Consider the following 25,885-nt stretch of genomic DNA (forward strand, 5'->3'; position numbering starts at 1 on the left):
TGTCAGAGGTTGAAGTACTTCATCGCGGTGCTCATGTCCTTGTCGCCCCTGCCGGAGAGGTTGACCAGGATCGTCGCCCCGGGTCCCATCTCGCGCCCCAGCTTGAGCGCTCCGGCGAGCGCGTGCGAGGACTCGATGGCGGGGATGATGCCCTCGGTGCGGGCGAGCAGGGAGAAGGCGTCCATCGCCTCGGCGTCGGTGATGCCGTGGTAGGTGGCGCGACCGCTGTCCTTGAGCCAGGCGTGCTCGGGGCCGACGCCCGGATAGTCGAGCCCGGCCGAGATCGAGTGCGACTCGACCGTCTGGCCCTCCTCGTCCTGCAGCACGTAGGTGCGCGAGCCGTGCAGCACGCCGACCGAGCCCGCGGTGAGGGTGAGGGCGTGCTCGCCGCTCTCCAGGCCCCGGCCGCCCGCCTCGTAACCGTGCAGCCGGACGTCCTGGTCGTCGAGGAAGGCGTGGAAGATGCCGATGGCGTTCGATCCCCCGCCGACGGCCGCGGCGACCGCGTCGGGCAGCCTGCCGGTGAGCTCCAGCATCTGGCGGCGGGCCTCGACGCCGATGATGCGCGCGAAGTCGCGGACGATCTCCGGGAACGGGTGCGGGCCCGCGATGGTGCCGAAGAGGTAGTGGGTGCGGTCGACGTTGGCGACCCAGTCGCGGAACGCCTCGTTGATGGCGTCCTTGAGGGTCTGGCTGCCGTTGGTGACCGGGACGACGGTGGCGCCGAGCAGCTTCATGCGGGCGACGTTGAGCGCCTGGCGCTCGCAGTCGACGGCCCCCATGTAGATCACGCACTCCAGGCCCATCAGGGCGGCGGCGGTCGCGGTGGCGACGCCGTGCTGTCCGGCACCGGTCTCGGCGATCACCCGCGTCTTGCCCAGGCGCTTGGTCAGCAGGGCCTGGCCGAGCACATTGTTGATCTTGTGGGCGCCGGTGTGGGTCAGGTCCTCGCGCTTGAGGATGATCCGGGCGCCACCCGCCTGCTCCGCGAAGCGGGGGACCTCGGTCAGCGTGGTCGGCCGCCCGGCGTAGGTGCGCAGCAGGTGGTCGAACTCCCGCAGGAACGCCACGTCGTTCTTCGCCTTGTCGTACTCCGCCGCGACCTCGTCCAGCGCGGGGATGAGCGCCTCGGGCACGTAGCGCCCGCCGAAGATCCCGAACTTGCCGTGGATGTCCGGGTCGTTCCCGTGGGCGGCGTTACCGGCGAGGTCGGCGGTGGTGATGACGGTTCCCTCGTGCGTTGTCACTGGCTTACTGCCCCTCGGGTCGGGATGCGGGATGGGCACCGGCGGTGACCAGGTCGACCACGGCGGCGCGCGGGTCCTTGCCGGTCACCAGGCTCTCGCCGACCAGGACGGCGTCGGCGCCCGCCCTGGCGTAGGCGAGCAGGTCGTGGGGGCCGCGCACACCCGACTCGGCGATCTTGATGACGCCCTCGGGGATCTTGGGAGCCAGCTTGGTGAACACCTCTCGGTCGACCTCAAGGGTCTTGAGGTTCCGCGCGTTGATACCGATGATCTTGGCTCCGGCGACGAGCGCCCGGTCGAGCTCCTCCTCGGTGTGCACCTCGACCAGCGGGGCGAGCCCGATCGACTCGGCCCGCTCGATGAGCGAGACCAGCGCGTTCTGGTCGAGCGCCGCGACGATCAGCAGCGCCAGGTCGGCGCCGTAGGCGCGGGCCTCCCAGAGCTGGTACGAGGTGACGATGAAGTCCTTGCGCAGCACCGGGATGTCGACGACGGCGCGCACGGCGGCCAGGTCGTCGAGGCTGCCGCCGAAGCGGTGCCGCTCGGTGAGCACGCTGATGACGTGGGCGCCACCCGACTCGTAGTCACCGGCCAGCGCGGCGGGGTCGGCGATCGCGGCCAGCGCGCCCTTGGAAGGGCTGGAACGCTTGACCTCGGCGATCACCGCCACCTGGTCGCCGCCCAGTGCCGCGTACGCGTCACGGGGGGCCGGTGCCCGCCCGGCCCGCTCCTTGAGCTCGGCCAGCGTCACCCTTTCCTGGCGCTCGGCCAGATCGGCGCGGACTCCTTCGAGGATTTCCTCAAGCACGCTCACTTGCCCTCCTCGCGAAGCTCAGGGGCCGGGTTCGCGAACGCCGCCGTATCCGTGGTTCGTTCGCTCCGCTCGCTCACGAGTAAGGCCCCTCCCGGTCGACTGCCCTTGTTCCGCCGATGCTATCGGCCCGGCCGGGGTCGCCCCGCCACGGGGTGAGACCTATCGGTGACTATGGGGCCAGGAATTCCCCAAAAGGAAGATTTCGCACTATCCAAAACACGACCATCAAAGCGAGCAATAACCACACGTAGACCGGTCGTATGGATTTCCATCCGGGCCCGCCACCCGATTTTCCGGCCGATCCGCCCACCGACCAGGCACGCAGCGCCCACCGACCCCAGAGCAGGACCAGCACCGGGACCATGAGCACGACGAGCGGGTTGAGCCCCAGGGCCGCCACGGGGTCCCCGTGGGCGAGCGCGTACACCGTTCGCAGGCCTCCGCAACCGGGGCAGTAGAGGCCGGTGAGCAGCAGGAACGGGCAGGGCGGGTAGTGGCCCGGCTCGTTGGGGTCCACCGCGCCCACGAACGCGACCGCCGCGCCGGCGGCCAGCGCGGTGCCGAGCGGCGCCAGCACGGCCACGGCACGCGAACCCGCGATCCTCCCCGTCACCACGGTCCTTCAGCACCCTTCACCGCTGGTCACCCCCACCGGCCACCCTACTTACCCACTCACGCGCCCCTCACCGGCGGCGCGAGCGTCGGCGTCAGTAGCCCGTGGCGCCACCGAGGATCAGGGCACCGGCTCCGATCACCCAGATGAACACCAGCGCCGCCAGCCAGGACAGGATGCCGAAATAGGACAGGACCAGGCCCGCGACGGCCATGCCCCGCCCTTCCTCGCCCGTCCGCCTGATCTGCCCCAGCGAGATGTGCCCCAGCACCGCGCCCACGATCGAGGGGAGTCCGCAGATGAACAGCCCGGCGATGCCCATGATCAGCGCGGCGATGGCCATGCCGTTGTTGCCCCGCGGCGGCGGCGCGCCGTACCCCCCGTAACCGCCACCGGGCGCACCGTACCCTCCGGAACCGTAACCGCCCGAAGAGCCATAACCACCCGAGGAGCCGTAGCCGCCGCTCTTCGGGGGCGGGCCATAGCCACCCTGATCGCCGTAGCTCATGAATGACTCCCCATTATCCGAGTTACAGGCGAAATCCTAGCGAAAACACTCCCAGGAGGAGACGATCCGTTCACGCTCGCGAGCGCGTTGTGAGCAAGTCGTGGCCGGGGGCACACCCGCCCCGGACGGTGGGAGGGCACCGAAACGACATGAGAAGATCCCCGCGCCGGGAACACCGGGAACACGGCGGGAACCGCGGACGTCGTGCGAACGCGCGGAACCCGCCGTCCGCCCAAGGGCTCGCGAAGGTCAGTGTTCGCGGGGGTCGGGACCGGTCGTCGGATCGACGCCCTCGTCGAGGGCGTCCCACAACTCCCGCTCGCTGGGGGCACCACCGCGTGCGGCGGCAGTACCGCCCGCGGGACCGGCCCCCTGCCGGTCGTACCGGCCGGACATGCCCGGCCAGCGCCCGCCGCGCACGATCGCCGCCACTCCCCCGGCGACCAGCAGAAACCCTCCCACGGAGGCGAGGATCGGCCAGACGACGGCCGAGGCGACCTGCGGGGTGGAGCCGACGGAGAGCGGCGCCTGCTCGGCGGAGATCCGCAGCGCGGCGCTCGCGCCGCCTCCCCACCAGGAACCGGCGATCATCCCGGCCCCGCCGAGCGCCATCACCGCTCCGACGAGCCCGCGCCACACGCCTTTCGTCGCGAGGACGGCGACCACCGCGGCGAGCGCCGCCCAGGCGCCGGGGCCGAGGGCGGGGACCAGTTCGGAGGCGGAGACCGCGACCTCGCGGGTGCCGTACGTCACGGTGAACCAGTCGCGTCCCGCGGCGAGGAGCACGAGCGCGGCACCGGCCACGCACACCGCGAGCCAGGTCCACAGCTCCCGCCTCGCCGTCACGCCCGGGTCACCGTCAGCTCGTCGGCGTCGAAGCAGGTCCGGTCGCCGGTGTGGCAGGCGGCGCCCACCTGGTCGACCTTGAGCAGGACGGTGTCGCCGTCGCAGTCGAGCGCGGCGGACTTGACGTGCTGGACGTGGCCGGAGGTGTCGCCCTTCACCCAGTAGGCTCCCCGGCTGCGCGACCAGTAGGTGGCCCTGCCCGTGGTGAGCGTGCGATGCAGCGCCTCGTCGTCCATCCAGGCGAGCATGAGCACCTCGCCGGTGTCGTACTGCTGGACGACGGCGGGAACCAGCCCGTCGGCGGTGCGCTTCAGCCGGGCCGCGATGGCGGGGTCAAGGGACATGCGGCAATTGTGCCGCAACAGGGGAGAGGGGTGGCCTCCGGCCTGGCCGCGTGAGCGGGCAGGCCGAGCAGGGCACCGCCGGCGCCGGAGGGCCGAGCCGTGGGCGAAGACGTCCGGGCGGCTCGGCCGGCACCGACATGGGAACGGGGGCGGTCCTCGTCTCAGTGGCCGCGGTCGTCGTCGAGGACGTCGGCGGCATGGACGACGATCTTGGGGTCGGGGACGCCGACGACCTCGTGGTCCTTGTTCTCGTACTCGAACAGGCTCAGCAGGTGGCGCATCGCCTCGACCCTGGCCCGCTTCTTGTCATTGCTCTTGATCACCGTCCACGGGGCCTCCTCCGTGTCGGTGTTGACGAACATGTCCTCCTTGGCGGCGGTGTAGTCCTCCCACTTGTCGAGCGACTCCAGGTCCATCGGCGACAGCTTCCACTGCCGTACCGGGTCGACCTGGCGGATCACGAACCGGGTGCGCTGCTCGGAGCGCGAGACCGAGAACCAGAACTTCACCAGGTGGATGCCGTCACGGACGAGCATCCGCTCGAACTCCGGGGCCTGTTCCAGGAACTCCAGATACTCCTCGGGGGTGCAGAAGCGCATCACCCGCTCGACCCCGGCGCGGTTGTACCAGGAACGGTCGAAGAAGACCATCTCTCCGGCGGCGGGCAGGTGGGAGATGTAGCGCTGGAAGTACCACTGGGTGCTCTCGCGCTCACTCGGCTTCTCCAGCGCCACCACGTTCGCGCCCCGCGGGTTGAGGTGCTCCATGAACCGCTTGATCGTGCCGCCCTTGCCCGCGGCGTCACGCCCCTCGAAGAGGACGACCAGACGCCCTCCGGTGTCCTTGATCCAGTACTGGAGCTTGAGCAGCTCGATCTGGAGCAGCCGCTTGATCCGGTCGTACTCCGCCCGCTCCATCCGCCTGTCGTAGGGATACTTCTCCCGCCAGGTGTCGACCGGACTGCCGTCCTGGCGGACCAGGACGGGGTCGTCGTCGTCATCGTCGTCGACCCGCAGGTCCGCCAGCTCGTCGAGCAGGTCGCTGCGCTCCAGGGCCGCGTGAATGTTCACCACGGGGAACCGGCCGTCCGGCAGCTCCCCGCCAACCAACTCCGCCATCGGTCCCTTCCCTCGGGCGGACGTGGGGCCCGCCTCCGCCCTGCTTCTACCGCGCCCTGAGCTGGATAGTCCTTCCCGAACGCCCCTTTTTCTCCTAGGAGATCCACTTCGACAAAAAACCCACTAAACAAGTAGGTCTTGACGGGATTGTGAACGTGTGTTGAAGTGATGCCGTGAGCCCATGGCTCCGGTCGGCGACAGGCGAGCGCGTCGCCTCCGCCGCACCCGCCCATGCCCACATCACCGCCCGCCTCGCGCGGAGCACGCCCCCGCCCCACCCGGTACGACCAGCCAGAAAGGCCTCAGCCATGCCCGTCGAACTTCCAGACGCCGACGGCGGTGAGACGCACGACTCCCCCGCGGCCGTCGCGAAGGCCCCACCGTCGGCGGGCGGCCGGGGGCGCATGCATCTCGGGTACGCGTGGAGCCGGGCGCGTCTCGTCCCCGCGTCCGCCCCCGGCGGGTCCGTCGCGATCCGATCCGCCGCTCCCCCTGCCGACGAATCCCCGGGCGGCCGGGCGGACGCCGAGGCCGGCGAGCCCTCCCTGAAGGTGGTCACCACCCGCCACCCCGGGCGATGGGTGGCGGCCCTGGGCGTCGCGGTGCTGCTCGCCATGGCCGTCAGCGCGCTGCTCACCAATCCCGCCTGGGAGTGGGAGGTGGTCGGGGAGTACCTGTTCGCGCCCTCCGTGCTGCGCGCGGTCGTGTTCACGCTGGAGCTGACCGCGCTGGGAATCGTCTTCGGTTTCCTGCTCGGCACGGTCCTGGCGCTCATGCGGCTGTCGGGAAACCCGCTGCTCAACTCGGTCGCCTGGGGCTACATCGCCCTGTTCCGATCGGTGCCGCTGATCCTGCAGTTGCTGTTCTGGTACAACCTCGCCCTGTTGTACCCGAGGATCTCCTTCGGCGTGCCGTTCGGCCCGGCCTTCTTCGACATCGGGACGATGGACCTGATCGGCCCGGTCACCGCCGCCGCACTCGGCCTCGCCCTGCACCAGGCCGCCTACGCCGCCGAGATCGTCCGGGCGGGGCTGCTCTCGGTGGACCACGGCCAACGGGAGGCCGCCTCCGCGCTGGGCATCCCCAGAAGCAGGCAGCTGTTCCGGATCATCCTGCCGCAGGCCATGCGGTCGATCGTGCCGACCGCGGGCAACGAGGTCATCGGCCTGGTCAAGGGCACCTCGGTCGTCTACATCATGGCCCTGCCCGAGCTCTTCTACCAGGTCCAGGTGATCTACAACCGCAACGGCAGGGTGATCGCCCTGCTGCTGGTGGCGACCGTCTGGTATCTCGCCATGACCTCCGTGATGTCCCTCGCGCAGCACTACATCGAGCGGTACTACGGCAGGGGCCGCGCATGAGCGCCGCGATGGTCGAACTGCGGGGGGTGCGCAAGAGCTTCGGGTCGCTGGAGGTGCTGCGCGGCGTCGACCTGCGGGTCGCGCCGGGCGAGGTCACGGTGATCCTGGGGCCCTCGGGGTCGGGGAAGTCCACGCTTCTGCGTACCGTCAACCACCTGGAGAAGGTGGACAGCGGTTCGGTGAGCGTCGACGGCGAGCTGGTCGGCTACCGCAGGTCCGGGGACAGGCTGTACGAGCTGCCCGAGCGCGAGATCTTCCGGCAACGGACCCGGATTGGCTTCGTCTTCCAGAACTTCAACCTCTTCCCGCACCTGACCGTGCACCAGAACGTCACCGAGGCGCCCCTGTCGGCCCAGCGCAGGCCGAAGGCGGAGGTGGACGCGCTGGCGACCCGGCTGCTCGAGCGGGTCGGGCTCTCCGACAAGGCGCACTCCTACCCCCGCAAACTCTCCGGCGGCCAGCAGCAGCGGGTGGCCATCGCCCGCGCCCTCGCCCTGGAGCCCAAGGTCATCCTCTTCGACGAGCCGACGTCCGCGCTCGACCCCGAGCTCGTCGGCGAGGTGCTCGACGTGGTGAAGGGCCTCGCCGGGAGCGGCACCACCATGATCGTCGTCACCCACGAGGTCGGCTTCGCCCGCGAGATCGCCGACACCGTCGTCTTCATGGACGAGGGCCGGATCGTCGAGCGGGGCACCCCCGCCGAGGTGCTGGAGGCCCCCCGGCACGAGCGCACCCGCCTCTTCCTCAGCAAGGTCCTCTGACCCCCTCATGCAGCCCCGTCCCCACCACCCGATCCCAGCAAGGACCGACATGTCGCTCATATCGAGACTCGCCCCAGTCGTCGCCGCCCTGCCTCTCCTGCTCGCCACCGCCTGCGGTGGTGCCGAGACCTCGGCCGGCACGACGGACAGGGCCGTGTCCTCGGCGTCCTCGGCGTCCTCGGCGTCCTCGGCGTCCTCGGCGTCCTCGGCGTCCTCGGCGTCCTCGGCAGCTCCGGCCGCCGCCCCCTCGGAGACCGGTGGCGCGAAGATCAACACCTCTCCCGAGCAGGACCGCGTCCGCGCCGACAAGGTCGAGGAGATCGCCGCCAAGGTCCCCGAGGCGATCCGCGCCAAGGGCTCACTCACCGCCGGGTTCAACGGCGAGGGCTCGCCGCCCCTGGTGTTCCTGGCCGACGACGACACCACCCTGATCGGCGTGGAGACCGACCTCGCCCACCTGATCTCCGATGTGCTGGGCCTGCCGCTGAAGGAGGAGAACACCTCATGGGAGAACCTGTTCCTCGCGGTCAAGTCGGGCAAGTACGACCTGGTGCTCAACAACGTCACGGTGACGGAGGAGCGCAAGGACATCTACGACTTCGCCACCTACCGGGTCGACCAGCTCGCCTGGCAGGTGGGCAAGGACAGCCCGATCACCAAGATCGAGAAGGCCGCCGACATCGCCGGACTGAACGTCTCCGTCGGATCCGGCACCAACCAGGAGAAGATCCTGCTGGAGTGGGACGCGCAGAACCAGAAGGCCGGGCTCAAGGCCGCGAACATCCAGTACTACCAGAAGTACGGCGACGTCCTGCTCGCGCTGAAGTCCGGCCGCGTCCAGGCCTACCTCGGCCCGAACCCCTCCATCGCCTACCAGGTCGCGGTGGGCGGTGACAGCAGGATCGTCGGGACGCTCTCCGGCGGCGGATCGGTCGAGGGCCTGATCGCGGTGATGACCCTGAAGGGCAACGGCCTGGTCGAGCCGGTCAGCGAGGCGATCGACACGCTCATCGAGAACGGCAAGTACGCCGAGGTGCTCAAGCGGTGGGGCCTGGACAACGAGGCGCTCACCGCCTCGAAGATCAACCCGCCCGGCCTGCCGAGGCAGCCGAAGTGACGATCGACTCCGCGAGGCCCTCCGCCCCGTACACGAAACACGCCCCACCGGCACCGAGCGGGCACGCCACCGACGGGCACCTCAGGATCGCCCCCTTCGAAGTACGGCACGTCGCCGTCCGCGACCCGGCGGTCAGACCGCTCCTGGAGGACCTGCACGCCGAGTACACCGGCCGATACGGTCCCAACGACGAGATCAACCGCTATCCCGACGAGCGGTTCACCCCGGAACACGGCGGCGCGTTCCTCATCCTCGTCGAGCGCGGGCGGACCGTCGCCGGAGGCGCGTTCTTCCGTCACGACGAGGAGACCGCCGAGTTCAAACGGATCTGGACCCACCCCGGCCACCGCAGACGCGGCCTGGGGGTCGCCGTCGTACGGGAACTGGAGCGGGAGGCCGCACGGCAGGGCTACCGCCGGATCTACCTGACCACGGGGCCCCGGCAGCCCGAGGCGGCCGGGCTGTATCTCTCGACCGGATACAGCCCGCTCTACGACCTGGCCGCCGACCCCGAGACGGTCGGCCCCCACCCCTTCGAGAAGATCATCGGAGGATCGGGGTGAGACGTCGGCCGCCGGAGCGACCACGCCCGCCCCGGCGCGGGCCGATCGGCGTCACGTGCGGAAACGGCTAGGAGCGGGCCGAGGAGACCCAGGAGGCGTGCAGGTCGGCGTAGACACCGGGCTCGCGGACCAGCTCGGCGTGCGGGCCGCGTTGCACGATCCGCCCCTTGTCGAAGACGAACACCTCGTCCGCCGCCTCGGCGGTGGAGAGCCGGTGGGCGATGGAGACGGCGGTGCGGCCCCGCGTGGCGCCCTCCAGGGCGCGGGCCAGCCGCACCTCCGTCGCCGGGTCCACCGCGGAGGTGGCCTCGTCGAGCAGCAGCAGGTCGGGGTCGGCCAGGTAGGCGCGGGCGAGCGCGACGAGCTGGCGTTCGCCCGCCGACAGCGACTCGCCGCGCTGGCCGACCCTGGTCGACATGCCTGCGGGCAACCCCTCCAGCCAATCGGCGAGCCCCAGCTCGGTCATGGCGAGCCGGATCTCCTCCTCGGTCGCCGAAGGGCGGCCGAAACCGATGTTCTCCCCCAGGGTGCCGTCGAACAGGAACCCGTCCTGCGGCACCATCACGATGCGGCTGCGCAGCGAGGAGAAGCGCACGTCGCGCAGGTCGTGGCCGTCGATCGTGATCCGCCCCGAGACCGGGTCCATCAGGCGGGTGAGCAGCTTGGCGAAGGTCGTCTTGCCGGAGCCGGTCTCCCCCACCACCGCGATCCGCGAGCGCGGCGGGATCCGCGCCGAGACCCCGTGCAGCACCGGCGCCCCTCCGGGATAGGAGAACCCCACGTCCTCGAAGGAGACCGAGATGGGACCACGCGGCAGCTCGACACCGTCCGGGCCCGGGTCCGCGACGTCGGCGGGGGTGTCGAGCACGCCGAGGACGCGCCGCCATCCGGCCACGGCGTTCTGCGCCTCGTTGAGCACCTCGGTGGCGACCTGCATCGGCGAGACGAACAGCGTGATGAGGAACAGGAAGGCGACCAGGCGCCCCTCGGTGATGTCGCCCGCCAGCCCGAGCCGCACCCCGACCAGCACCACCGCGGCCAGCGCGACGGCGGCGACGATCTCGGTCAGCGGGAACACGGTCGCGACGATCCGCTGGGTGCGCGCCTGCGCCGCCTTGTTGGCGTCGATCGCGACGTCGAGCCGCTCCGCCGTACGGGCCTCCGAGCCGTGTGCCCTGATCACGGCCGCGCCCACGACCGACTCGCTCACGGCCGAGAGCATGTCGCCGGTGCGCTCGCGGACCCGCGTGTAGGCGCCGGAGAGCCAGCGCTGGAAGCGCGGCAGGACGACCATGAGCGGCAGGAAGCACGCCCACACCACCAGGGCGAGCTGCCAGGAGTAGACGAACATCAGCCCGGTGGCGACCAGGAGCTGCCCCAGGGCGATGATGATCATCAGCCCGCCCCACTGCATGAACACGCTGATCTGGTCGACGTCGCCGGTGACCCGCGAGACGAGGGCGCCGCGGCGCTCGGTGTTCTGGGTGAGCACCGACAGGTCGTGCACGTGCCGGAAACCGCGCACCCTGAGCGTGGCGAGAGAGGACTCGGTGGCCTTGTAGAGGCGGACGTTCATCAGGTACGCGCACAGCGCGGTGAACGCCACGGCCGCGGCGCACAGCAGCACGGCGGTGCGGATGTAGGCCACGTCCGGGGCCCCTCCCCCGAGGCCCCTGTCGATGGTCTGCTGGACGGCGATCGGCACGATGATCTTGCCGGCCGTGGCGACCACGGCGAGCGCGAGCGTCCCGGCCAGCCCCTTGCGGAACTCCGGCGTGAGCGACAGGCCGTGCCTGACGGTGGCCAGCCCCGAGCGCTCGACCCCCTGGAACGAGCTCACCGGCACCGTCCTTTCAGCAGGCCCCGCGTCGGCTCGGCAGGACGCCCCCTGAGCCGGTAGTGCTTCCTCACGCGCTGACCTCTTCCTCTCGCTCGGCGTCGAGCGCCTCCCGCTCGGCGCCCTGGCGTTCGTAGGCGGTGACCAGGTTGCGGTAGCCCTCGCAGCGGGCGAGCAGCTCCGCGTGGCCGCCCCGGTCGACGACCCGGCCGTGGTCGAGATAGACGACCTCGTCGGCCAGGGCGATGGTCGCCATCCGGTAGGCGATGACGACCACGGTGGAGACCTGGGCCGCGTCCCGCAGCCCGTACAGGATCCTCGCCTCGACCTGCGGGTCGACGCTGGAGGTGGCGTCGTCGAGCACGAGCAGCCGCGGGCGGCGCACCAGGGCGCGGGCCAGGGCGATCCGCTGGCGCTGGCCGCCCGACAGGCTGGTGCCGCGCTCGCCGACCCGGGTGTCCAGCCCCGAGGGCAGCGCGCTGACGAACCCCTCGGCCTGCGCCAGGCGCAGCGCCGCCCAGACCTCCTCGTCGCCGACCTCCAGGCCGAGGGTGACGTTGCCGCGTACGGTGTCGTCGAACAGGAACGTCTGCTGCGGCACCAGCGCCACCGCGTCGCTCACCCCGTTCCTGGCGACGTCGCGCAGATCCGTGCCGTCCACGAGCACCACGCCCTCCGCCGGGTCGACCAGGCGGACGAGGGTCTGGGCGAGTGTCGACTTGCCGGACCCGGTGGGGCCGACCAGAGCGACGGTGCGGCCGGAGGCGACCTCCAGGCTCACGTCGCGCAGGACGGGGAACTCCCCGTCGCCGTAGGCGTAGCCGAGGCCGCGGACCTCCAGCCTGGCCGGTTCCTTGCCGGGCAGCTCGACGGCGCCGTGCTCCATGGAACCGGTGGCCTCGAGCACGGCCTGGATCCGCTCGTAGCCGACGACGGCGCGGGGCAGCTCGGCGAGCACCCAGCCCAGCGCGCGGATCGGGAAGGCCAGCAGGGTGAACAGGTAGGCGACCTGGACGAGCACCCCGGAGCCGATCGCGCCGCTCTCCAGCCGCATCGCGCCGATCAGCAGCACGGCGAGCACGCCGAGGGTGGGCAGCGCCTCAAGCAGCGGGTCGAACAGGCCGCGGACCCGGCCCACGGCGATGTTGGCGTCGCGCAGCTCCTCGGCCTTGGCCAGGAACCTCGCGGTCTCCTCGTCCTCGCGGCCGAGGGTCTTGACGACCAGGGCGCCGTCGAAGCTCTCGTGGGCGATCTCGCTGACCTCGGCGCGCAACTGCTGCGCGCGGGTGGCGAGCGGGTTCAGTCTGCGCTGGTAGACCAGGTTGAGCACGGCGATCGCGGGAAAGACCAGGAAACCGACGAGGGCGAGGATCGGATCGGTGATCACCATGGCGACGGCGGCGGTGACCAGCATCACGACCACGCCGACCGCCATCGGCAGCGGGGCGAGCGGCGCCCAGGCGGCCTCCACATCGGACCCGGCGTTGGACAGCAGCTGCCCGGTCGGGTGCCTGTGGTGCCAGGCCAGGGGAAGCCTCAGATACTGGCGGGTGACGTCCCGGCGGGAGCGTGCCTGCATCCGATACTGCATGACCCCGGCAAAATACCGCCGTCCCGCCACACCCAGCGCCTTGATCAGGGACGCCCCCATGATGAGGAGCGCGCCGACGGCGAGGGTGCCCGTCGTGATCTGCCCGTCCCTGAAGGCGGGGAGCACGACGTGGTCGGTGGCCCAGCCCAGCGCCCACGCCGAGGCGACGGTCATCACGCCGTACAGGGCACTGGACAGCACCGCGGCGGAGAAGATCGGCTTCTCCGCCCGAACCGCCACCCCCAGGACCCCGAGTCCCTTACGCATGACTGCGCCGGTCATCTTGCTCGCCACGCGGGGGATGTCCTTTCGACGGGGGAACGTTGCTACCTAAGTCCCTATCACTGTGGATCAAGCGGTTATTCCCGAACCACCTTCGGCAATGTCACGCCCACCCCTCTGATCGCCCGCCCAACGACGTTGTCAGGACCACACATGCACTACGCCCGCACCGAACGAGCCGCGCTCAGCGACCTGTTCACCCGGCTCGGCCCGGACGCTCCCACCCTCTGTGAGGGCTGGACCACCTTCGACCTCGCCGCCCACCTCGTCGTCCGCGAACGCCGCCCCGACGCCGCCGCAGGCATCCTCCTCAAGCCGCTGGCCAGCCACACCGCCAGGGTGCAGGAGTCCATGAAGACCAGGAAGGGGTACGCGGGCCTCGTCGAGCTCGTACGCTCCGGCCCCGGGGGGCCCTACCGCCTGCCCGGCCTGGACGAGGCGGCCAACACCACGGAGTTCTTCGTCCACCACGAGGACGTACGGCGGGCACAGCGGGTCTGGGAGCCGCGGGAGCTGCCCGCCGAGCTGGAGGAGCGGTTCTGGAAGCAGATCCACCGGGGCGCCCGGCTGTTCCTGCGCCGCGCCCCCGTCCAGGTCGTCCTGCACCGCGTCGGCGGCGGCACGGCCGTCGGCGGCGCCAAGGAGGGTCCCCAGGTCGAGGTGACGGGCACGGCCGGGGAGCTGCTGCTGTTCTGCTTCGGGCGCCAGTCCCACGCCAAGGTGACCGTGAACGGTGACGACGAGGCCGTGGCCCGGCTGATGGACGCCTCCCTGGGCGTCTGAGGGAAACGTGGAGCCGATCACCGGGCGGGCAAAGACGCTCCCCGGGATCGGCGTACGAGCGGCGCCGATCTAGCCCTACCGGTATACCTGGCAGTGAAGATTGGACAGGAGCGCCTCGCGACCCCACGATGGCGAGTGTGACCTATGCCAAACTCCCGACCAGACCACGGTTTGCTTCCGCGGGACGGGTATGATCATCGAAAATCCGGGAGCCACCCGGGCCGCAGATGCCAATGATCGATAAAATTCGGGTATATACGGCTGGGATTGGAACTGCCAGGAGGCCCCCATGCAGGTAAAGAAGATCCTCACCTACCTCGCGGTAGCTTTCGTGGTCTTCTATCTGTTCACCAAGCCCGCCGAGGCGGCGAGCGCGGTCAACGGAGTCTTCGACGGGATCATCAGGGGAGCAGACCAATTGGCTCTGTTCTTCACCCGCGTGCTCACCTAACCACCCGGCGGGTCCCCTCCCGCCCCTAACCGCGCCACCCGCGTTCCCGTCTGATCCACAGGGGAGCGCACACCCCCCGCCTCGAAAGTCATGCCGTCGGCCCCGCCGATCCCGGAAACGTATCGCGACGGTCGCCGGAAACCGCCCGCCCCCACGAGGTCCCCCTCGCACCCCGCCGCCCGAAGCCGCGCGGCCCCACCGTACAGAGTGGTACGGAACCAGGGTGGTGCCCGTACGACGAACGTCCTGACCCGATCATGGGTGACCACGGAAGACATCACGGCACTCCCTTGATGATCTTTCCTGCACCCTGGGTGGGAAATCCGTTTCTCGTACGGGGGATCGTTTCATGCACGGCAGGCAGAGGTTCCCCGGGCTCGGGGCGATCATCGCGGGAGCCGTCACGTGCGGCGTGCTGGCGACCCCGGGAGTCGCCTTCGCGACCCCGACACCGGACCCCATGCCGGCACCCCCCTCCCCCCAGATCACCGTCCGGGCCCCCGCCACCGAAGCTCCGAGCGGCACACAAGCCCCGGAAATCCTGAGAGGCACGGAAGCGCAGGGAAGCCCGGCAGGCATAGAGGCGTCGGAGAGTTCAGGGGGCACGAAAAACCCTTCCTCCCTCGCGGCCCACCCCCTCCTCGGCCACTTCGGCACCGCCGTCGACCGGCCGCTGACGGGAAGGATCACGCTGGCCAACCCGACCGGCGAGAGGCTCTCCTTCAAGGTGACCAGCCCCACCCTGCTTCCCGCCGGGATCACGCTCGACGCCGACGGCCTGCTCGGCGGCACCTCCCGGGTACCGGGCACCTGGACGGTCCCGGTCGAGGCCTGCGTCCCCTCCAGCGGGTGCACCACCGGCACGGTGACGATCACCATCACCTGCCGCTGCGCCGACTCACCCCCCGCACCCCTCCCCCCGTCGAGCTCCCCCTGCTCCGACAACGGCACCGCCGACGTACTCACCACATAACCGCGGACCGTAACCCCACGACCTCCCCGGAGCATCCCGGAGGCTCTCCCTCCCCAGAGGACGTATCGCGCAGGAGGCATAGGAGATCACCAGGCGATGACCGCTCCTCACACACTCGACGCCGCGGCCCTTCGCGCCATCGAACGCGCCGACACCGAGGGCGTCGAACTCATCCGCTTCCTGTACGCCGACCACGGCGGCGTGATCAGGGGCAAGGCCACCTCCCACCCCCGGCTCGCCGAGCGACTCCACACCGGCATCGGGCACACCGTGGGGATGATGGCGATGAACATGCTCGACGAACTCCAGGACGTCGAGGGCCTCGGCCCCGTCGGGGAGGTCCGCCTCGTCCCCGACCCGGCCACGTTCGTCCATCTGCCCTACGCTCCCGGCGCCGCGGCCATGCTGGCCGACCTGCGCGAGGTCGACGGCTCCCCCTGGCCCGCCTGCCCGCGCACCTTCCTGCGCGAGGCCGTCGCCACCCTCGCCGCCGAAGGCCACACCCTCGTCGCCGCCTACGAACCCGAGTTCACCCTCGGCCGCCGCGTACCCGACCCCGAGGGCGGCCCGGACCGCCTCATCCCCGCCGACGACAGCCTGTGTTACTCCACCGTCGGCTTCAACCAGCTCCACGACTACACGATGGCCCTGCTCCACGCCCTGGAAAGACAAGGGCTGCGGCCCGAGCACTACCATCCCGAACTCGGCCACGGCCAGCACGAACTGTCGATCCGTCACGCCCCCGCCCTCCAGACCGCCGACAACCACGTCATCTACCGCGAGACGGTGAGAGGCGTCGCCACCCGCATGTCGATGTGGGCCTCCCTCGCCCCCAAACCCCTCGCCGGCCAGCCCGGCAACGGCGCCCACCTCCACCTCTCCCTCTGGGACACCGCACTGCGCGCCAACACCTTCGCCGACCCCTCCGACCGCTACGGCATGTCGGCCACCGCCTATCACTTCATCGGCGGCCTGATCACCCACCTCCCCGCACTCACCGCCCTCACCTGCGGCTCGGTGAACAGCTTCCGGCGCCTGACACCGAGATCGTGGTCGAGCGCGTACGCCTGCTACGGCATGGACAACCGCGAGGCGGCGGTACGGATCTGCTCCCCCACGGGCCGCGACACCTCAGCGTCCGCCAACCTGGAGCTCAAACCCTCCGACTCCTCGGCCAACCCCTACCTGTCGCTGGGCGCCGTCATCCACGCCGGCCTGGACGGCATCCGCCGCGGCCTCGACCCCGGCGACCCCGTCAACGTCGACCCCGCGACCCTCCCCTCCGGACGCGTCCCCCGCCTCCCCGCCTCCCTGGACGAGGCCCTGGACGCCCTGGAGTCCGACGACGTCCTCATGAACGCCCTCGGCCCCCTGCGCGCCTCCGCCTACCTCGCCGTCAAACGCTCCGAGGCGAGGTCCTTCGCCGCCCAGGACGCCGCCTACGAGATGTTCCACCACTTCCGGGTCTTCTAGGTCCTAATATCCCCATACATGTGGGAGGGCGCGATAAAAACCAGAACCGGAACGGCCCTGGCACTCGTCCTCCTGCTCGGCGGATGCAGCCTCGGAGACGGGCGGGACGCGTCTCCGGCCCCGTACGTGACACCGTCGGCGCTGCTCCCCGAACCGCCACCGCCGCCGCCACCGCCGCCACCGTCGCCGTCCCCCCGGCCCGCGTCGCCACGGTCGCAGGCATCACCGCCCCCCGCGGGAAAGGGCGGCCGAGAGCCCGGCGACGTCAACGGCGACGGCTTCGCGGACCTGACCCTCGTCATGTCCCACGACTCCTGGTCACCCGACCTCGTGATCGTGTACGGCTCGAAGGGCGGCCTGAACCCCCGGACCAGAACGGTGGTGCCCGGCATCCATCTTGAGTTCGGCGGGTCCACGAGCACGGCCGACCTCGACGGCGACGGCTTCGCCGACGTCCTCGTCCACGGCCACGTGGCGAGGGCGGGCAGCCCCCCGGACATCCCGCACATCCTGTGGGGCGGCCCGGAGGGGGTGGATCCGGAGGCGCCACCGACCGCCGTCCGAACCCCGGCACCCCCCGACAACTTCCGCGCGGAAACGGTGCCGGGCGACTTCGACGGCGACGGCGCGGCCGATCTGGCGCTGTGGACACCGACAACGGAGGGAGCGAGCGGGAACGACTCGACCATGAAGAGCCTGGCCGTGCTGTACGGGCCGTTCACCCGGGAGGGCGTCCCCCACCGTCGCGTCGTCCATCCGTCGGAGGTCACCCTGGACTCCGGCGGCCTGGTCGCGGGCAGGATCGGCGGAAGGCGCGCCACCGACCTGCTCGTGCGCGAGTCGAACGACGGCGGGCAGTCGGCGTCGTGGCTCCTCAGGGGCGGCCCCGGCGGGCTGCCCCACCGAAGCCGGCGGCTGAACGAGGGCAACGCCGTCGCGTTGGGGGACTTCGACGGGGACGGCAGGGGCGACGTCGTGGTCGCCGACAGCGGCGGCCGCAACAACGAGCCGGGGTACGAGACCGAGCCGCCCCACGTCGACGGCGTGATGACCGTCTACTTCGGCGGGGCCCGGCGCGTGCCACAGGTGTTCAGGAACGTCAAAGCCGCGCGGACGATGGTGGCAGGAGATTACGACGGCGACGGGACCGACGACCTCGCGATCGCCCGCCGCCCCGACGGCGTCGAACTCCTCCACGGCAGGGGAAACGGGCTGCGACGCGGCGGGAGGACGATCCACCGGCTCGGACCGGCCACGGACCCGACGGGCCGGAAGCTGCGCCCCGACGAACGCCCGGCGTTTCCCCGAACGTCGGCCGACTACGACGGCGACGGCCGGGACGAACTGCTGCTGACCTGGCCCCCCGTCAATCACCTACCGGAATGGGGCTCGGCGCCGTCCCTGTGGTGGGTGACGGACGGCGACCGCGACGAGAACACCTTCGGCACCGGTGACTGGTAGGGAAGGTCACCGGGCCCGCCGCACCACCGCCGCTACAGGGCGGCCGGATAACCCTCCGTGCCGATCGTCAGCAGCACCGGCTCCGGCAGCGTGAACGGCTTGCCGAAGGAGCTCACGTTCTCGCGGGTGTAGCGGTTGACATCGGGCTCGCTGAACACCCTGATGGTCTCGCACTTCCGGTCGATGATCACGTAGACGGGAATCCCCATCGAGGCGTACGCCTCCGGCTTGTCGCCGTAGTCCTCGGAACGGGTGTTCTTCGACACCACCTCGATGACCGCCGCCACGATCTCCTTACGAACCGGGTTCTCGTCGTCGCTGAGACTTCCGGCAGGAATGATCACAATGTCGGGCTGCGGCCCCCGATGATCACCCGGAGTCCCGACCCCCATGTCGGGCAGAGCCCACCACGCATCAGAAGGAATCTGACGGATCGTCTCGCTGACGATCAGATTATGGAAGGCGGATGCGGACGCCTGCATCACGATCTTCCCGGCATACCACTCGACCTTGTAACCGTCACGCTCCGCCGCCAGTGCGAGGAGCTCGCTGAACGTCCTCGAATCATCCGACATCTCGGCTCCTCCTCGCTTCGCCCGCATCCAATGATGCCAGCGAACGAGATGCGGCGCCGCATCGCGCGGATCATCTTCGGCAGGGGACACGGGTGCGAAAGACATCACCGCGAAGGCTCTTAAACCTGAAGCCATCAGACCGTAATGATCTCTGCCCAGACCGCGTGGCCCTTCGTCTGGGTGCCACGGAAGCCGACCCTGGAGGCCAGGGCGGCGACCACGGCCAGACCCCGGCCGCCCTCGGCGAGCGGATCGGCGTCACGTCGCGGGCCGAACCGGGGGGTGGCGCCCCGGCCGCAGTCATAGACGGTGATCCGAACGCCTGTCGTCCTGCGGGTCAACTCGACGATGAACGTCCCCTCGGGGCTCCCGCTGCTCGTGTGCGCGATGGCGTTCGCCGCGCTACCAGCTCGACGGCGACCTCTACAGGCAGGTGGCCGCCCTCGCCCCCGGCGCCGCCGCCACCCTGCCCGGCCCCGTCCCCCTGACGATCGACCCCGGAACCCTCGCACCCATGCCGCCCCGGCCCGGCTCAGGCATGAGCACATAGCCACCGATCACCCTCACCGGGATCACGTACCGCCAGACCCGTGCGCACCCACCCCCCGTACGCCAAGGAGCCCAGCCCTGCGCTCCTTTCCGCAGCGGCGCTTCAGCTACGGCGGCCACCCAAGAAACCTCCCCGCACGAAGGCTTCAGCGCGGGAAAGCACTCTGGGCGGCCGGAAACGGAGCGACTACGGCCCGCACCCTCATGCGACGGAGCCGCCGTGCGCGGAGGCGGGCCGGTGTTCCGGGCGGCTTATAAAAAAGCGCAACCCCGCGCGCCCGAGCAGGCCGGAGGCCTGAAGAACCAGACCCTCACCACGACGGCCGCCCGGAGCACCGGCCCGCCGCAGCGCGAACCCCGCTCCGGAACACCGACACAGGTCGGACGTAAACGGTCCTTCCCCAGCCGCACCGGCGCTGGCGATCACGGAGTCGAACTCCAGCACAGCGGCGAACACAGGAAGCCCCGACGTGCGGAAACCACACCGTAGGACACGCTCAACCAGGAAGCACACTCAACCCCGCAACAGGCAACACACGCCCAACCGCGAAGCACCGCAGAAGCCCTCCGAGCTTCACTCCCTGGCGGTGAACACGATCTCCACTCTCCGGTTCTTCGCCCGGTTCTCCTCCAGTGCCCGCCCCTGGACGACGTTGGGCACCCGGGGCCGCCTCTCGCCGAAGCCCTCGACCTGGAAGGTCACGCCCGTGAGCGTCCCCTGAAGCGCCTGCCGTACGGCCTGCGCCCGCCGAAGCGAGAGCGCGGCGTTGTAGGCGTCGTCGCCCTGGTCGTCGGTGTGCCCCTCGATCCCGACCGTCCCGCCCGCGGAGTCGGCCCGGACCTTCGCGGCGACCTGTCCCAGCCGCTGCCGAGCCTTCGAAGTCAGCACGGCCTTGTCGAGCGCGAACAGCACGTCGCTGGTGAGCGCCACGGTGACCTTCTCGCCCTGTCGCGACTCGCTCTCGGCGCCGTCGAGGGACTCCACCTCGGCCACGATGTCCTCGACGACCGCGATGACATCCTCCACCTCGGCCACGGCGTCGCCACCCGGATCCGCCCACGCGGCCGGCACGAACCCCGTGACGACCAGGGCGAGTCCGAGGAACAGGATCGTGAGGCGCTCAGGAGATCGGGACATCGGTGAACACACCCAGCACCTTGAGGTCCACATTGATCTTCGTGACGTCCGGCGGCGGGGCGGCGAACGTGGCGTGCAGGGGCAGCACCTCGCCGGCCTCGGTGAACACGTCGTAATCGGAGCACAGGCACTTGGCCCGGGGATACTTCCCGGTGCGCGCGACGACGTACCGCTTGCCGTTGACCGGGTCGACGAGGCTGATCCCGGCCACGGTCAGGCCGAGGCCGCCCGGGGTGTCGCCCATGTCGCTGTTCATCTGCCACCGGTCGTCGCTGTTGTTGGTGACCTTCCAGGTCAGCGTGGAAAGCCGGCCCTGGCGCTTGAGACCGGTGATCTCCACGGTCAGGTCCGCGCCGCTCGCCTTGACCTCCCTGCGGGCGATCACCCTCTCCTGCTCCGCAGGTGCGGGCTCACCGGGATCGCCGGTCGCCGTGGCCTCCGTGACATCCGCCGTACTCGTCGCCCGCTCCTCCGGTGAGCCCTGCGATTCCTGCGATTTCTGCGAGACCGGCTGCCTCTCCTCGCCGCCGCCCCCCTGCTGCCCAGGAAGCATCCCGCAGCCGCTCAGCATCGCGGCCACCACCGCCACGACCGCCACCGGCGTGGTCCCTCTTCGCATCCCGTACCGCCTCCGCCCGTTGTGGATCACATCGAGCCCGACCGTAGGAGATCCGCCTTCAGAAACCGTATAGCGCGCTATACGCGCAGGCCACGGCGCCGCGACACCTCACGGGCGAGCTCTTCGGCCTCGGCGAGGCCGTCCTTGTCGCCGAGAGCGTCAAACTCTCCCACAGCATCCGATACAGCACCAACCGCCCCATCCACCTCATCAAGATCCAAAAGGGCCGCTGCCAGAGTGAGCAGCGCCTGCCCGGCACCCCGGCGGTCCCCGTACTCGCGGAACGTCCCCAGCGCCTCCTCCACACCCCCGCGGGCGATGTCGGGCCGCCCCTCCGCCAGGGCCACCCTCGCCAGGAGCACCAGCCCCGCGGCCTCGGGGAGCCGGTCCCCCAGACGCCTGACCAGGCCGAGGCCGCGTTCGGCCCGCTCGCGCGCCTCAGCCAGGCGCCGCCGCTCCAGGTGAAGCCCCGCGAGGTCGAGCGAGACGGCCGCCTCGCCGCGTGGATCGCCCAGTTCCCGGTAGACGGCGAGACTCTCGCGCAGCAGGTCCTCGGCCTGCCGCGCCCCACCGAGGACCTGCCGCGCCCTGCCGCCTGCCTGCCGCGCCCCACCGAGGGCACGCAGCGCATCGGCCCTGCCGCGCCGATCCCCCGCCGCCGAGAACGCGGCCAGGCAGGCGACGAAGCAGGCCTCCGCCTCCGGACGCCGCCCCTGGGCGAGGCGCACCAGGCCGAGCCGGTGGCGGGTGCGGGCCACCTCGTGCGCCTCGGTGAGCGGAAGCGCCCGTCCGAGGGCGTCGGCCGCCTCCTCCAGACGGCCCTCCGTACGGCGAAGGTCGGCCAGGGATCGCAGCAGCAGTGCCTCACCGTGGCGGTGGCCCGCGCGCCGGGCGGCCCGCAGGCCGAGTTCCACGACCGTGTTCCAGTCCTCGCGGTACGCGCCCAGCTCGAAGAACGGGGTCAGGTAGAAGGCGAGCCGCCAGGTCGCCTCGTCCAGGCCGGCTCGCTGGAGGTCGGCGACGGCCGCGACCAGGAACCCGCGCTCGGCGGCCAGCCAGCGGGCCGACTCCCGCAGCCGCGCGGTGTCCAGGTCCGCGGCCTGCTCCGCCGTACGGGCGACGGTCTGGCCGGACCCCGGCTCGGCGGGCAGCAGCAGCGTCCTCGCCCGCCGGGCGCGGTCGAGTATCTCCCCGGTGGCGGCGGCGAGGACCCGGGCGGGCGCTCCCTCCTCTGCCTCCAGGCGCTCGGCGGCATAAAGCCTGGTCAGGTCGTGGCAGTCGTACCTCTCCTGACCGCTCGCGTCGAGCCCGCGCGAGCGCAGCAGGCCCGCCTCGGCCAGTGCCTCCAGCAACCGCTCGGCGGGCGCCCCGAGAACGGCGGTGGCCGCCCACGGGGCGACGTGGGGCGCGGACAGTGCGCCGAGGCGGCGCAGCAGCAGGCGTTCGCGATCCGAGAGCGCGCGGTAGCCGAACGCCAGACTGCCGCGTACGGCCAGATCTCCCGCGCTGAGTTCGTCGAGGCGGCCACGCTCGTCCTCAAGGCGTCCGGCCAGGTGCTCCAGCGTCCAGCTGGGCCGCCGTGCGAGCCTGGCCCCGGCGATCCTGAGCGCCAGCGGCAGTCCGCCGCACAACACCGCGATCCGCGCGGCCGCCCGTGGCTCGGCCCGCACCCGCCGCTCCCCCACCACCCGCGCGAGCATCTCCACGGACTCGTCGGTGTCGAACACGCCGAGTTCGAAGGCGCGCGCCGCCTCCAGGCCGGACAGCGGCGAGCGGCTGGTCACCAGCGTCAGGCAACCGGGCCCCGAGGGCAGCAGCGGGCGCACCTGAGCGGCGTCGGCCGCGTCGTCCAGCACCACCAGCAGCCGCCGCCCGCTCACCAGGCTGCGGTACAGGCGCGTCCGCTCGGCCAGGTGAGCGGGAACCGCACCCTCGGGGCAGCCGAGTGAGCGCAGCAGGTCCTCCAGCACCGCGCCCGGCGTCCTGGCCCCGAGCGAGACGTACAACCGTCCGCCGGGGAAGTCGAGCCCGCCGGCCGCGCGGACCGCCACCGCGGACTTGCCCGCCCCCGCGGGCCCGTGCAGCACCAGGTGGACGGGCGCGCTCCCCGCGGCGGGCACGGACCGGCGGATCCGGTCCAGGACGCGCTGGCGCCCGGTGAAGTCGGCGATGTCCGGCGGCGTCTCGTTGGGCACGACCCGCGCAGGGACACCCCCCGCCGCCTTGTCAGGCACGATCTCGTTCGGCACGACCCGCACAGGAACACCCCCCGCCGTCTCATCAGGCACGATCTCGTTCGGCACGACCCGCACAGGAACACCCCCCGCCGACTCACCAGGCACGATCCGTGCGAGGGCGTCCCCCCTCAGCACGCGCTCGTGTGCCCGGTTCAGCTCGGGACCCGGCTCAAGGCCGAGCTCTTCGACGAGCAGCCGCCGCGCCTCCCGGTAGGCGCTCAGCGCCTCCGACCGGCGCCCCGCCTGGCCGAGCGCGAGGACGAGCTGTGCCCAGGCCCGCTCCCGCAGGGGGTGCGAGGTCACGAGCGCGCGCAGTTCCCCCGTCACCTCCGCGCCACGGCCGAGCGCCACGTCCAGCTCGACGCGCTCTTCGAGCGCGGTGAGCCGCAGTTCCTCCAGCGGTAGGGCGTACGCCCGCCGCAGTTCGGCCGAGTCGACGTCGGCCAGCGCGGGTCCCCGCCACAGGGCCAGGGCGGCACGCAGCTCGCGGGCCGCCTCCGCGCTCATGCCCGCGTCCCTGGCCCGCCGGCCCGCGGCCACCAGGCGCTCGAACCTGTGCGCGTCCACCTGCTCGGGGGCGACGTCGAGGAGGTAGCCACCGGGCACGGTGCGGATCCCGTCGACGAGCTTGCGCAGCGCGCTCACGTACACCCGCAGCACCGGTTCCGCCGAGGCGGGCGGCTCCTCTCCCCACACCTCGGCGACCAGCCGCCCGACGGTCAGCGTCCGTCCCGGCCTCAGCAGCAGGGCGGCCAGAAGCGCGCGGTGCTTGGCGGGGCCGGGCGTCAGGTCACGCTCGCCCTCGACGACCCGCAGTGCTCCCAGCACCCCGAACCGCACGCTCACCCCTCCGCCGGGCGTACCTCGAACGACTGGAACCCGACCAGGACGGGTGTGGCCGTGTCCGGTGCCGCGTGGACGCCGACGGCTCCGGGTCCGTAGGGGTCCTGGGCGTCCTCGGTCTCCCCGACCGGCTCCTCGTTGAGCCACATGCCGAGGACGACCCGCTCGCCCTGCTGCGCGCATCGGGCGACGACCCGATTGTCAGCGGATTTCCTCATCCGTACGGGTCCGTGCAGGACGACGCCCCGCCCGTCGTGCCGCTTGGTGATCGATGCCTCGCCCGAGGCGGTGACCGTGAACTCGTAGCGGTCTCCGGTATCGGCGTCGCCGCGACACCACACGCCGAACTCCCCCGAGCCTTCCCGTAGCCGCATCCTGGAGCTGACCACGACACCCCCGGCGGAACCCTCGGAGAAGGGGGCGGACTTCCACAGCCGCCATCCGGGATTGGCGGTCAGCAGGTAGACCCCGCCGTCCAGCTCGGTGCTGCCTCCGTCGGACGCGCCGACGGCCCACGACTCGGCGAAACCGGCACGGTACGGCGACGTGGGCGCGCCTGAACCGGCGTACAGCGTCACCCCGCTCACCAGGACCGCCACGAGCACGGCGACACCCGCCGCCCAGGGCCACCGCCGTCTTCTCGCGACCGTGACACCGGACCGTACGGGCGCCCCGGCCACAGCCGCTTCCCCGGACAGCGCCGATCCCCCCGGCGCACCCGGCCCCCCGACCACGGCCGGTTCCCCGGGCGCACCCGGCCCTCCAACCGCAGGCGGTTCCCCTGACGCACCCGGCCTCCTGACCACGCCCGGTTCCCCGGGCGCGCCCGATCCTCCCGTTGCACCCGGCTTCCCGGCCACGCCCGGTCCTGCGGCCACCGCCGAGCCCTCCCGCAGACCCGCTCCCCCGGGCGCGACCGGCCCCCCGCCCGCCCAGGCGCGCTCGACGACCTGACTCGCCGTCGCCGGGGTCGGCCGGCCGCCGACCAGCTCGTCCAGCAGCCGCTGGGCGCTCGGCCGCCGCGCGGGGTCCTTCGCCATCGCCCTCTCGACGACGGCGCGCACGCTCTCGTCGAGACCTTCGAGGTTCGGCCCGTCGCTGACGATCCGGTAGAGGACCTCGGACGGCGAGCCGCCGCCGAACGGCAACCGTCCCGTACCGGCGAACGCGATCACCCCGCCCCACGCGTACACGTCGGCCGCCGGCGTGAGCGGCTCGCCGCGCACCTGCTCGGGCGCCATGAACGCGGGGGTGCCCAGGATCGCCTGGCTGGCCAGGCTCTCGGTGTCGACGAGCTGCGCGATACCGAAGTCGATCACGCGCGGGCCGAGGGGCGAGAGCAGCACGTTCGACGGTTTCAGGTCGCGATGGATCACCCCGGCCCCGTGGATCGCGTGGAGGGCGGTGGCGATCCCGACCGCGAGCGCCTCCAGGTTGGCGCCGGTGAGCGGCCCCTGCTCGCGTACGGCCTGCGCCAGGTCGGGTCCCCTGACGTACTCGGTGACGAGGTAGGCGACGCCGTCCTCGACCCCGGCGTCGAGCACCGGGGCGGTGCAGAACCTCGCCACCCTGCGCGCCGCCGCCACCTCCCGATCGAAGCGTCGCCGGAAGGCGGGGTCGCGGGCCAGGTGCGGATGGATCACCTTCACCGCGGCCAGGCTCCCCGCCGGGGTCGCGGCGAGGTGCACCACGCCCATGCCGCCCCTGCCCAGCTCACGTCTGAGCGCGTAGCCGCCGATCATGTTCACCGGAGTCACCCTATGCCGTCAAATTCACGCACA

At 71.4% G+C, this 25,885-nt stretch carries 24 protein-coding genes; 9 read left to right on the forward strand and 15 right to left on the reverse strand.

The genetic code is table 11. The features are described 5' to 3' along the window. Positions 1–2 precede the first annotated feature (2 nt). The 7 genes from trpB to ppk2 all read right to left on the reverse strand — a co-directional run bounded on the left by trpB (position 3) and on the right by ppk2 (position 5,490). The gene (gene trpB, locus ACFY3V_RS01135) at positions 3–1,223 is read right to left on the reverse strand and encodes a tryptophan synthase subunit beta (protein WP_389770183.1); all 1,221 of its coding nucleotides are present in this window, start codon (positions 1,221–1,223) and stop codon (positions 3–5) included. 28 nt (positions 1,224–1,251) lie between these two features. Further along, complete coding sequence (gene trpC, locus ACFY3V_RS01140) at positions 1,252–2,061, reverse strand: indole-3-glycerol phosphate synthase TrpC (RefSeq protein ID WP_389768802.1); 810 nt, start codon at positions 2,059–2,061, stop codon at positions 1,252–1,254. Between the two features lie 169 nt (positions 2,062–2,230). Next, positions 2,231–2,674 (reverse strand): DUF2752 domain-containing protein, encoded by a 444-nt coding sequence (locus ACFY3V_RS01145; RefSeq protein WP_362895307.1) that lies wholly within the window; start codon positions 2,672–2,674, stop codon positions 2,231–2,233. Between the two features lie 94 nt (positions 2,675–2,768). Next, a complete protein-coding gene (locus tag ACFY3V_RS01150) occupies positions 2,769–3,182 on the reverse strand; it encodes a DUF4190 domain-containing protein (protein ID WP_389768805.1) in 414 nt (137 codons plus the stop codon). A 249-nt stretch (positions 3,183–3,431) separates the two neighbouring features. After that, positions 3,432–4,028, reverse strand: a complete 597-nt coding sequence (locus ACFY3V_RS01155; RefSeq protein WP_389768808.1) for a Trp biosynthesis-associated membrane protein — start codon at positions 4,026–4,028, stop codon at positions 3,432–3,434. Beyond that, a complete protein-coding gene (gene hisI, locus ACFY3V_RS01160; RefSeq protein ID WP_362895313.1) occupies positions 4,025–4,372 on the reverse strand; it encodes a phosphoribosyl-AMP cyclohydrolase in 348 nt (115 codons plus the stop codon). The genes ACFY3V_RS01155 and hisI overlap by 4 nt, the downstream gene beginning before the upstream one ends. Before the next feature lie 161 nt (positions 4,373–4,533). Then, the gene (gene ppk2 / locus ACFY3V_RS01165) at positions 4,534–5,490 is read right to left on the reverse strand and encodes a polyphosphate kinase 2 (protein ID WP_362895316.1); all 957 of its coding nucleotides are present in this window, start codon (positions 5,488–5,490) and stop codon (positions 4,534–4,536) included. 308 nt (positions 5,491–5,798) lie between these two features. Between ppk2 and ACFY3V_RS01170 the strand changes: the two genes are divergently transcribed. The 4 genes from ACFY3V_RS01170 to ACFY3V_RS01185 are packed head-to-tail and all read left to right on the forward strand — an operon-like array spanning position 5,799 to position 9,292. Continuing rightward, positions 5,799–6,851 (forward strand): amino acid ABC transporter permease, encoded by a 1,053-nt coding sequence (locus ACFY3V_RS01170; RefSeq protein ID WP_362895319.1) that lies wholly within the window; start codon positions 5,799–5,801, stop codon positions 6,849–6,851. Beyond that, positions 6,848–7,612 carry an amino acid ABC transporter ATP-binding protein gene (locus tag ACFY3V_RS01175; protein ID WP_362895321.1) on the forward strand — a complete coding sequence of 255 codons (765 nt, stop codon included), beginning with the start codon at positions 6,848–6,850 and terminating at the stop codon, positions 7,610–7,612. Before ACFY3V_RS01170 ends, ACFY3V_RS01175 begins: the two co-directional genes overlap by 4 nt. 49 nt (positions 7,613–7,661) lie before the next feature. Next, a complete protein-coding gene (locus ACFY3V_RS01180) occupies positions 7,662–8,729 on the forward strand; it encodes an ABC transporter substrate-binding protein (RefSeq protein WP_389768814.1) in 1,068 nt (355 codons plus the stop codon). Further along, entirely contained in the window at positions 8,726–9,292 is a 567-nt protein-coding gene (locus tag ACFY3V_RS01185) for a GNAT family N-acetyltransferase (RefSeq protein WP_362895325.1), read from the forward strand. The genes ACFY3V_RS01180 and ACFY3V_RS01185 overlap by 4 nt, the downstream gene beginning before the upstream one ends. Before the next feature lie 67 nt (positions 9,293–9,359). On the opposite strand, the gene ACFY3V_RS01190 is transcribed toward ACFY3V_RS01185, so the two are convergent. Both ACFY3V_RS01190 and ACFY3V_RS01195 read right to left on the reverse strand, forming a co-directional pair. Next, positions 9,360–11,132: an ABC transporter ATP-binding protein gene (locus ACFY3V_RS01190; protein ID WP_389768819.1), complete on the reverse strand. Its 1,773-nt coding sequence runs from the start codon at positions 11,130–11,132 to the stop codon at positions 9,360–9,362. Between the two features lie 67 nt (positions 11,133–11,199). Beyond that, on the reverse strand, positions 11,200–13,002 hold the full coding sequence (locus ACFY3V_RS01195; protein WP_389770187.1) for an ABC transporter ATP-binding protein: 1,803 nt from the start codon (positions 13,000–13,002) through the stop codon (positions 11,200–11,202). Positions 13,003–13,155: 153 nt separating this feature from the next. On the opposite strand from ACFY3V_RS01195, the gene ACFY3V_RS01200 reads away from it, so the two are divergent. The 5 genes from ACFY3V_RS01200 to ACFY3V_RS01220 all read left to right on the forward strand — a co-directional run bounded on the left by ACFY3V_RS01200 (position 13,156) and on the right by ACFY3V_RS01220 (position 18,143). Next, a complete protein-coding gene (locus tag ACFY3V_RS01200) occupies positions 13,156–13,785 on the forward strand; it encodes a TIGR03085 family metal-binding protein (protein ID WP_389768822.1) in 630 nt (209 codons plus the stop codon). A 289-nt stretch (positions 13,786–14,074) separates the two neighbouring features. Continuing rightward, the gene (locus ACFY3V_RS01205; protein ID WP_344744406.1) at positions 14,075–14,236 is read left to right on the forward strand and encodes a hypothetical protein; all 162 of its coding nucleotides are present in this window, start codon (positions 14,075–14,077) and stop codon (positions 14,234–14,236) included. 349 nt (positions 14,237–14,585) lie between these two features. Next, positions 14,586–15,209: a putative Ig domain-containing protein gene (locus tag ACFY3V_RS01210; protein ID WP_389768826.1), complete on the forward strand. Its 624-nt coding sequence runs from the start codon at positions 14,586–14,588 to the stop codon at positions 15,207–15,209. A gap of 96 nt (positions 15,210–15,305) precedes the next feature. Next, positions 15,306–16,682 (forward strand): glutamine synthetase family protein, encoded by a 1,377-nt coding sequence (locus ACFY3V_RS01215; RefSeq protein WP_389768829.1) that lies wholly within the window; start codon positions 15,306–15,308, stop codon positions 16,680–16,682. A gap of 18 nt (positions 16,683–16,700) precedes the next feature. Further along, positions 16,701–18,143, forward strand: coding sequence for an FG-GAP repeat domain-containing protein (locus tag ACFY3V_RS01220; protein WP_389768831.1), 1,443 nt, complete (start codon positions 16,701–16,703; stop codon positions 18,141–18,143). A 32-nt stretch (positions 18,144–18,175) separates the two neighbouring features. Here ACFY3V_RS01220 and ACFY3V_RS01225 read toward each other — a convergent pair whose 3' ends face one another. The 6 genes from ACFY3V_RS01225 to ACFY3V_RS01250 form a co-directional block, all read right to left on the reverse strand. Then, positions 18,176–18,823 (reverse strand): Uma2 family endonuclease, encoded by a 648-nt coding sequence (locus tag ACFY3V_RS01225; RefSeq protein WP_389768834.1) that lies wholly within the window; start codon positions 18,821–18,823, stop codon positions 18,176–18,178. Between the two features lie 29 nt (positions 18,824–18,852). After that, the gene (locus ACFY3V_RS01230) at positions 18,853–19,266 is read right to left on the reverse strand and encodes an ATP-binding protein (RefSeq protein WP_389770190.1); all 414 of its coding nucleotides are present in this window, start codon (positions 19,264–19,266) and stop codon (positions 18,853–18,855) included. A 575-nt stretch (positions 19,267–19,841) separates the two neighbouring features. Continuing rightward, entirely contained in the window at positions 19,842–20,405 is a 564-nt protein-coding gene (locus ACFY3V_RS01235) for an OmpA family protein (protein ID WP_362895339.1), read from the reverse strand. Further along, on the reverse strand, positions 20,389–21,024 hold the full coding sequence (locus ACFY3V_RS01240; protein ID WP_362895341.1) for a hypothetical protein: 636 nt from the start codon (positions 21,022–21,024) through the stop codon (positions 20,389–20,391). The genes ACFY3V_RS01235 and ACFY3V_RS01240 overlap by 17 nt, the downstream gene beginning before the upstream one ends. 77 nt (positions 21,025–21,101) lie before the next feature. Continuing rightward, a complete protein-coding gene (locus tag ACFY3V_RS01245; RefSeq protein WP_389768839.1) occupies positions 21,102–24,107 on the reverse strand; it encodes a BTAD domain-containing putative transcriptional regulator in 3,006 nt (1,001 codons plus the stop codon). Continuing rightward, entirely contained in the window at positions 24,104–25,846 is a 1,743-nt protein-coding gene (locus ACFY3V_RS01250; RefSeq protein WP_389770193.1) for a protein kinase, read from the reverse strand. Before ACFY3V_RS01250 ends, ACFY3V_RS01245 begins: the two co-directional genes overlap by 4 nt. Positions 25,847–25,885: the final 39 nt, after the last annotated feature.

It is taken from the genome of Streptosporangium sp. NPDC000095 (genome assembly GCF_042899335.1).
Lineage (GTDB): Bacteria > Actinomycetota > Actinomycetes > Streptosporangiales > Streptosporangiaceae > Streptosporangium.

Bases quoted from the DNA above. Each gene is read 5' to 3' on its own strand.
- ACFY3V_RS01150 (WP_389768805.1), bottom strand. From the start codon at position 3,182: ATGAGCTACGGCGATCAGGGTGGCTATGGCCCGCCCCCGAAGAGCGGC.
- hisI (WP_362895313.1), bottom strand. From the start codon at position 4,372: ATGTCCCTTGACCCCGCCATCGCGGCCCGGCTGAAGCGCACCGCCGAC.
- ppk2 (WP_362895316.1), bottom strand. From the start codon at position 5,490: ATGGCGGAGTTGGTTGGCGGGGAGCTGCCGGACGGCCGGTTCCCCGTG.
- ACFY3V_RS01170 (WP_362895319.1), top strand. From the start codon at position 5,799: ATGCCCGTCGAACTTCCAGACGCCGACGGCGGTGAGACGCACGACTCC.
- ACFY3V_RS01175 (WP_362895321.1), top strand. From the start codon at position 6,848: ATGAGCGCCGCGATGGTCGAACTGCGGGGGGTGCGCAAGAGCTTCGGG.
- ACFY3V_RS01180 (WP_389768814.1), top strand. From the start codon at position 7,662: ATGTCGCTCATATCGAGACTCGCCCCAGTCGTCGCCGCCCTGCCTCTC.
- ACFY3V_RS01195 (WP_389770187.1), bottom strand. From the start codon at position 13,002: ATGACCGGCGCAGTCATGCGTAAGGGACTCGGGGTCCTGGGGGTGGCG.
- ACFY3V_RS01200 (WP_389768822.1), top strand. From the start codon at position 13,156: ATGCACTACGCCCGCACCGAACGAGCCGCGCTCAGCGACCTGTTCACC.
- ACFY3V_RS01205 (WP_344744406.1), top strand. From the start codon at position 14,075: ATGCAGGTAAAGAAGATCCTCACCTACCTCGCGGTAGCTTTCGTGGTC.
- ACFY3V_RS01210 (WP_389768826.1), top strand. From the start codon at position 14,586: ATGCACGGCAGGCAGAGGTTCCCCGGGCTCGGGGCGATCATCGCGGGA.
- ACFY3V_RS01215 (WP_389768829.1), top strand. From the start codon at position 15,306: ATGACCGCTCCTCACACACTCGACGCCGCGGCCCTTCGCGCCATCGAA.
- ACFY3V_RS01220 (WP_389768831.1), top strand. From the start codon at position 16,701: ATGTGGGAGGGCGCGATAAAAACCAGAACCGGAACGGCCCTGGCACTC.
- ACFY3V_RS01225 (WP_389768834.1), bottom strand. From the start codon at position 18,823: ATGTCTTTCGCACCCGTGTCCCCTGCCGAAGATGATCCGCGCGATGCG.
- ACFY3V_RS01230 (WP_389770190.1), bottom strand. From the start codon at position 19,266: ATGTGCTCATGCCTGAGCCGGGCCGGGGCGGCATGGGTGCGAGGGTTC.
- ACFY3V_RS01235 (WP_362895339.1), bottom strand. From the start codon at position 20,405: ATGTCCCGATCTCCTGAGCGCCTCACGATCCTGTTCCTCGGACTCGCC.
- ACFY3V_RS01240 (WP_362895341.1), bottom strand. From the start codon at position 21,024: ATGCGAAGAGGGACCACGCCGGTGGCGGTCGTGGCGGTGGTGGCCGCG.
- ACFY3V_RS01250 (WP_389770193.1), bottom strand. From the start codon at position 25,846: ATGATCGGCGGCTACGCGCTCAGACGTGAGCTGGGCAGGGGCGGCATG.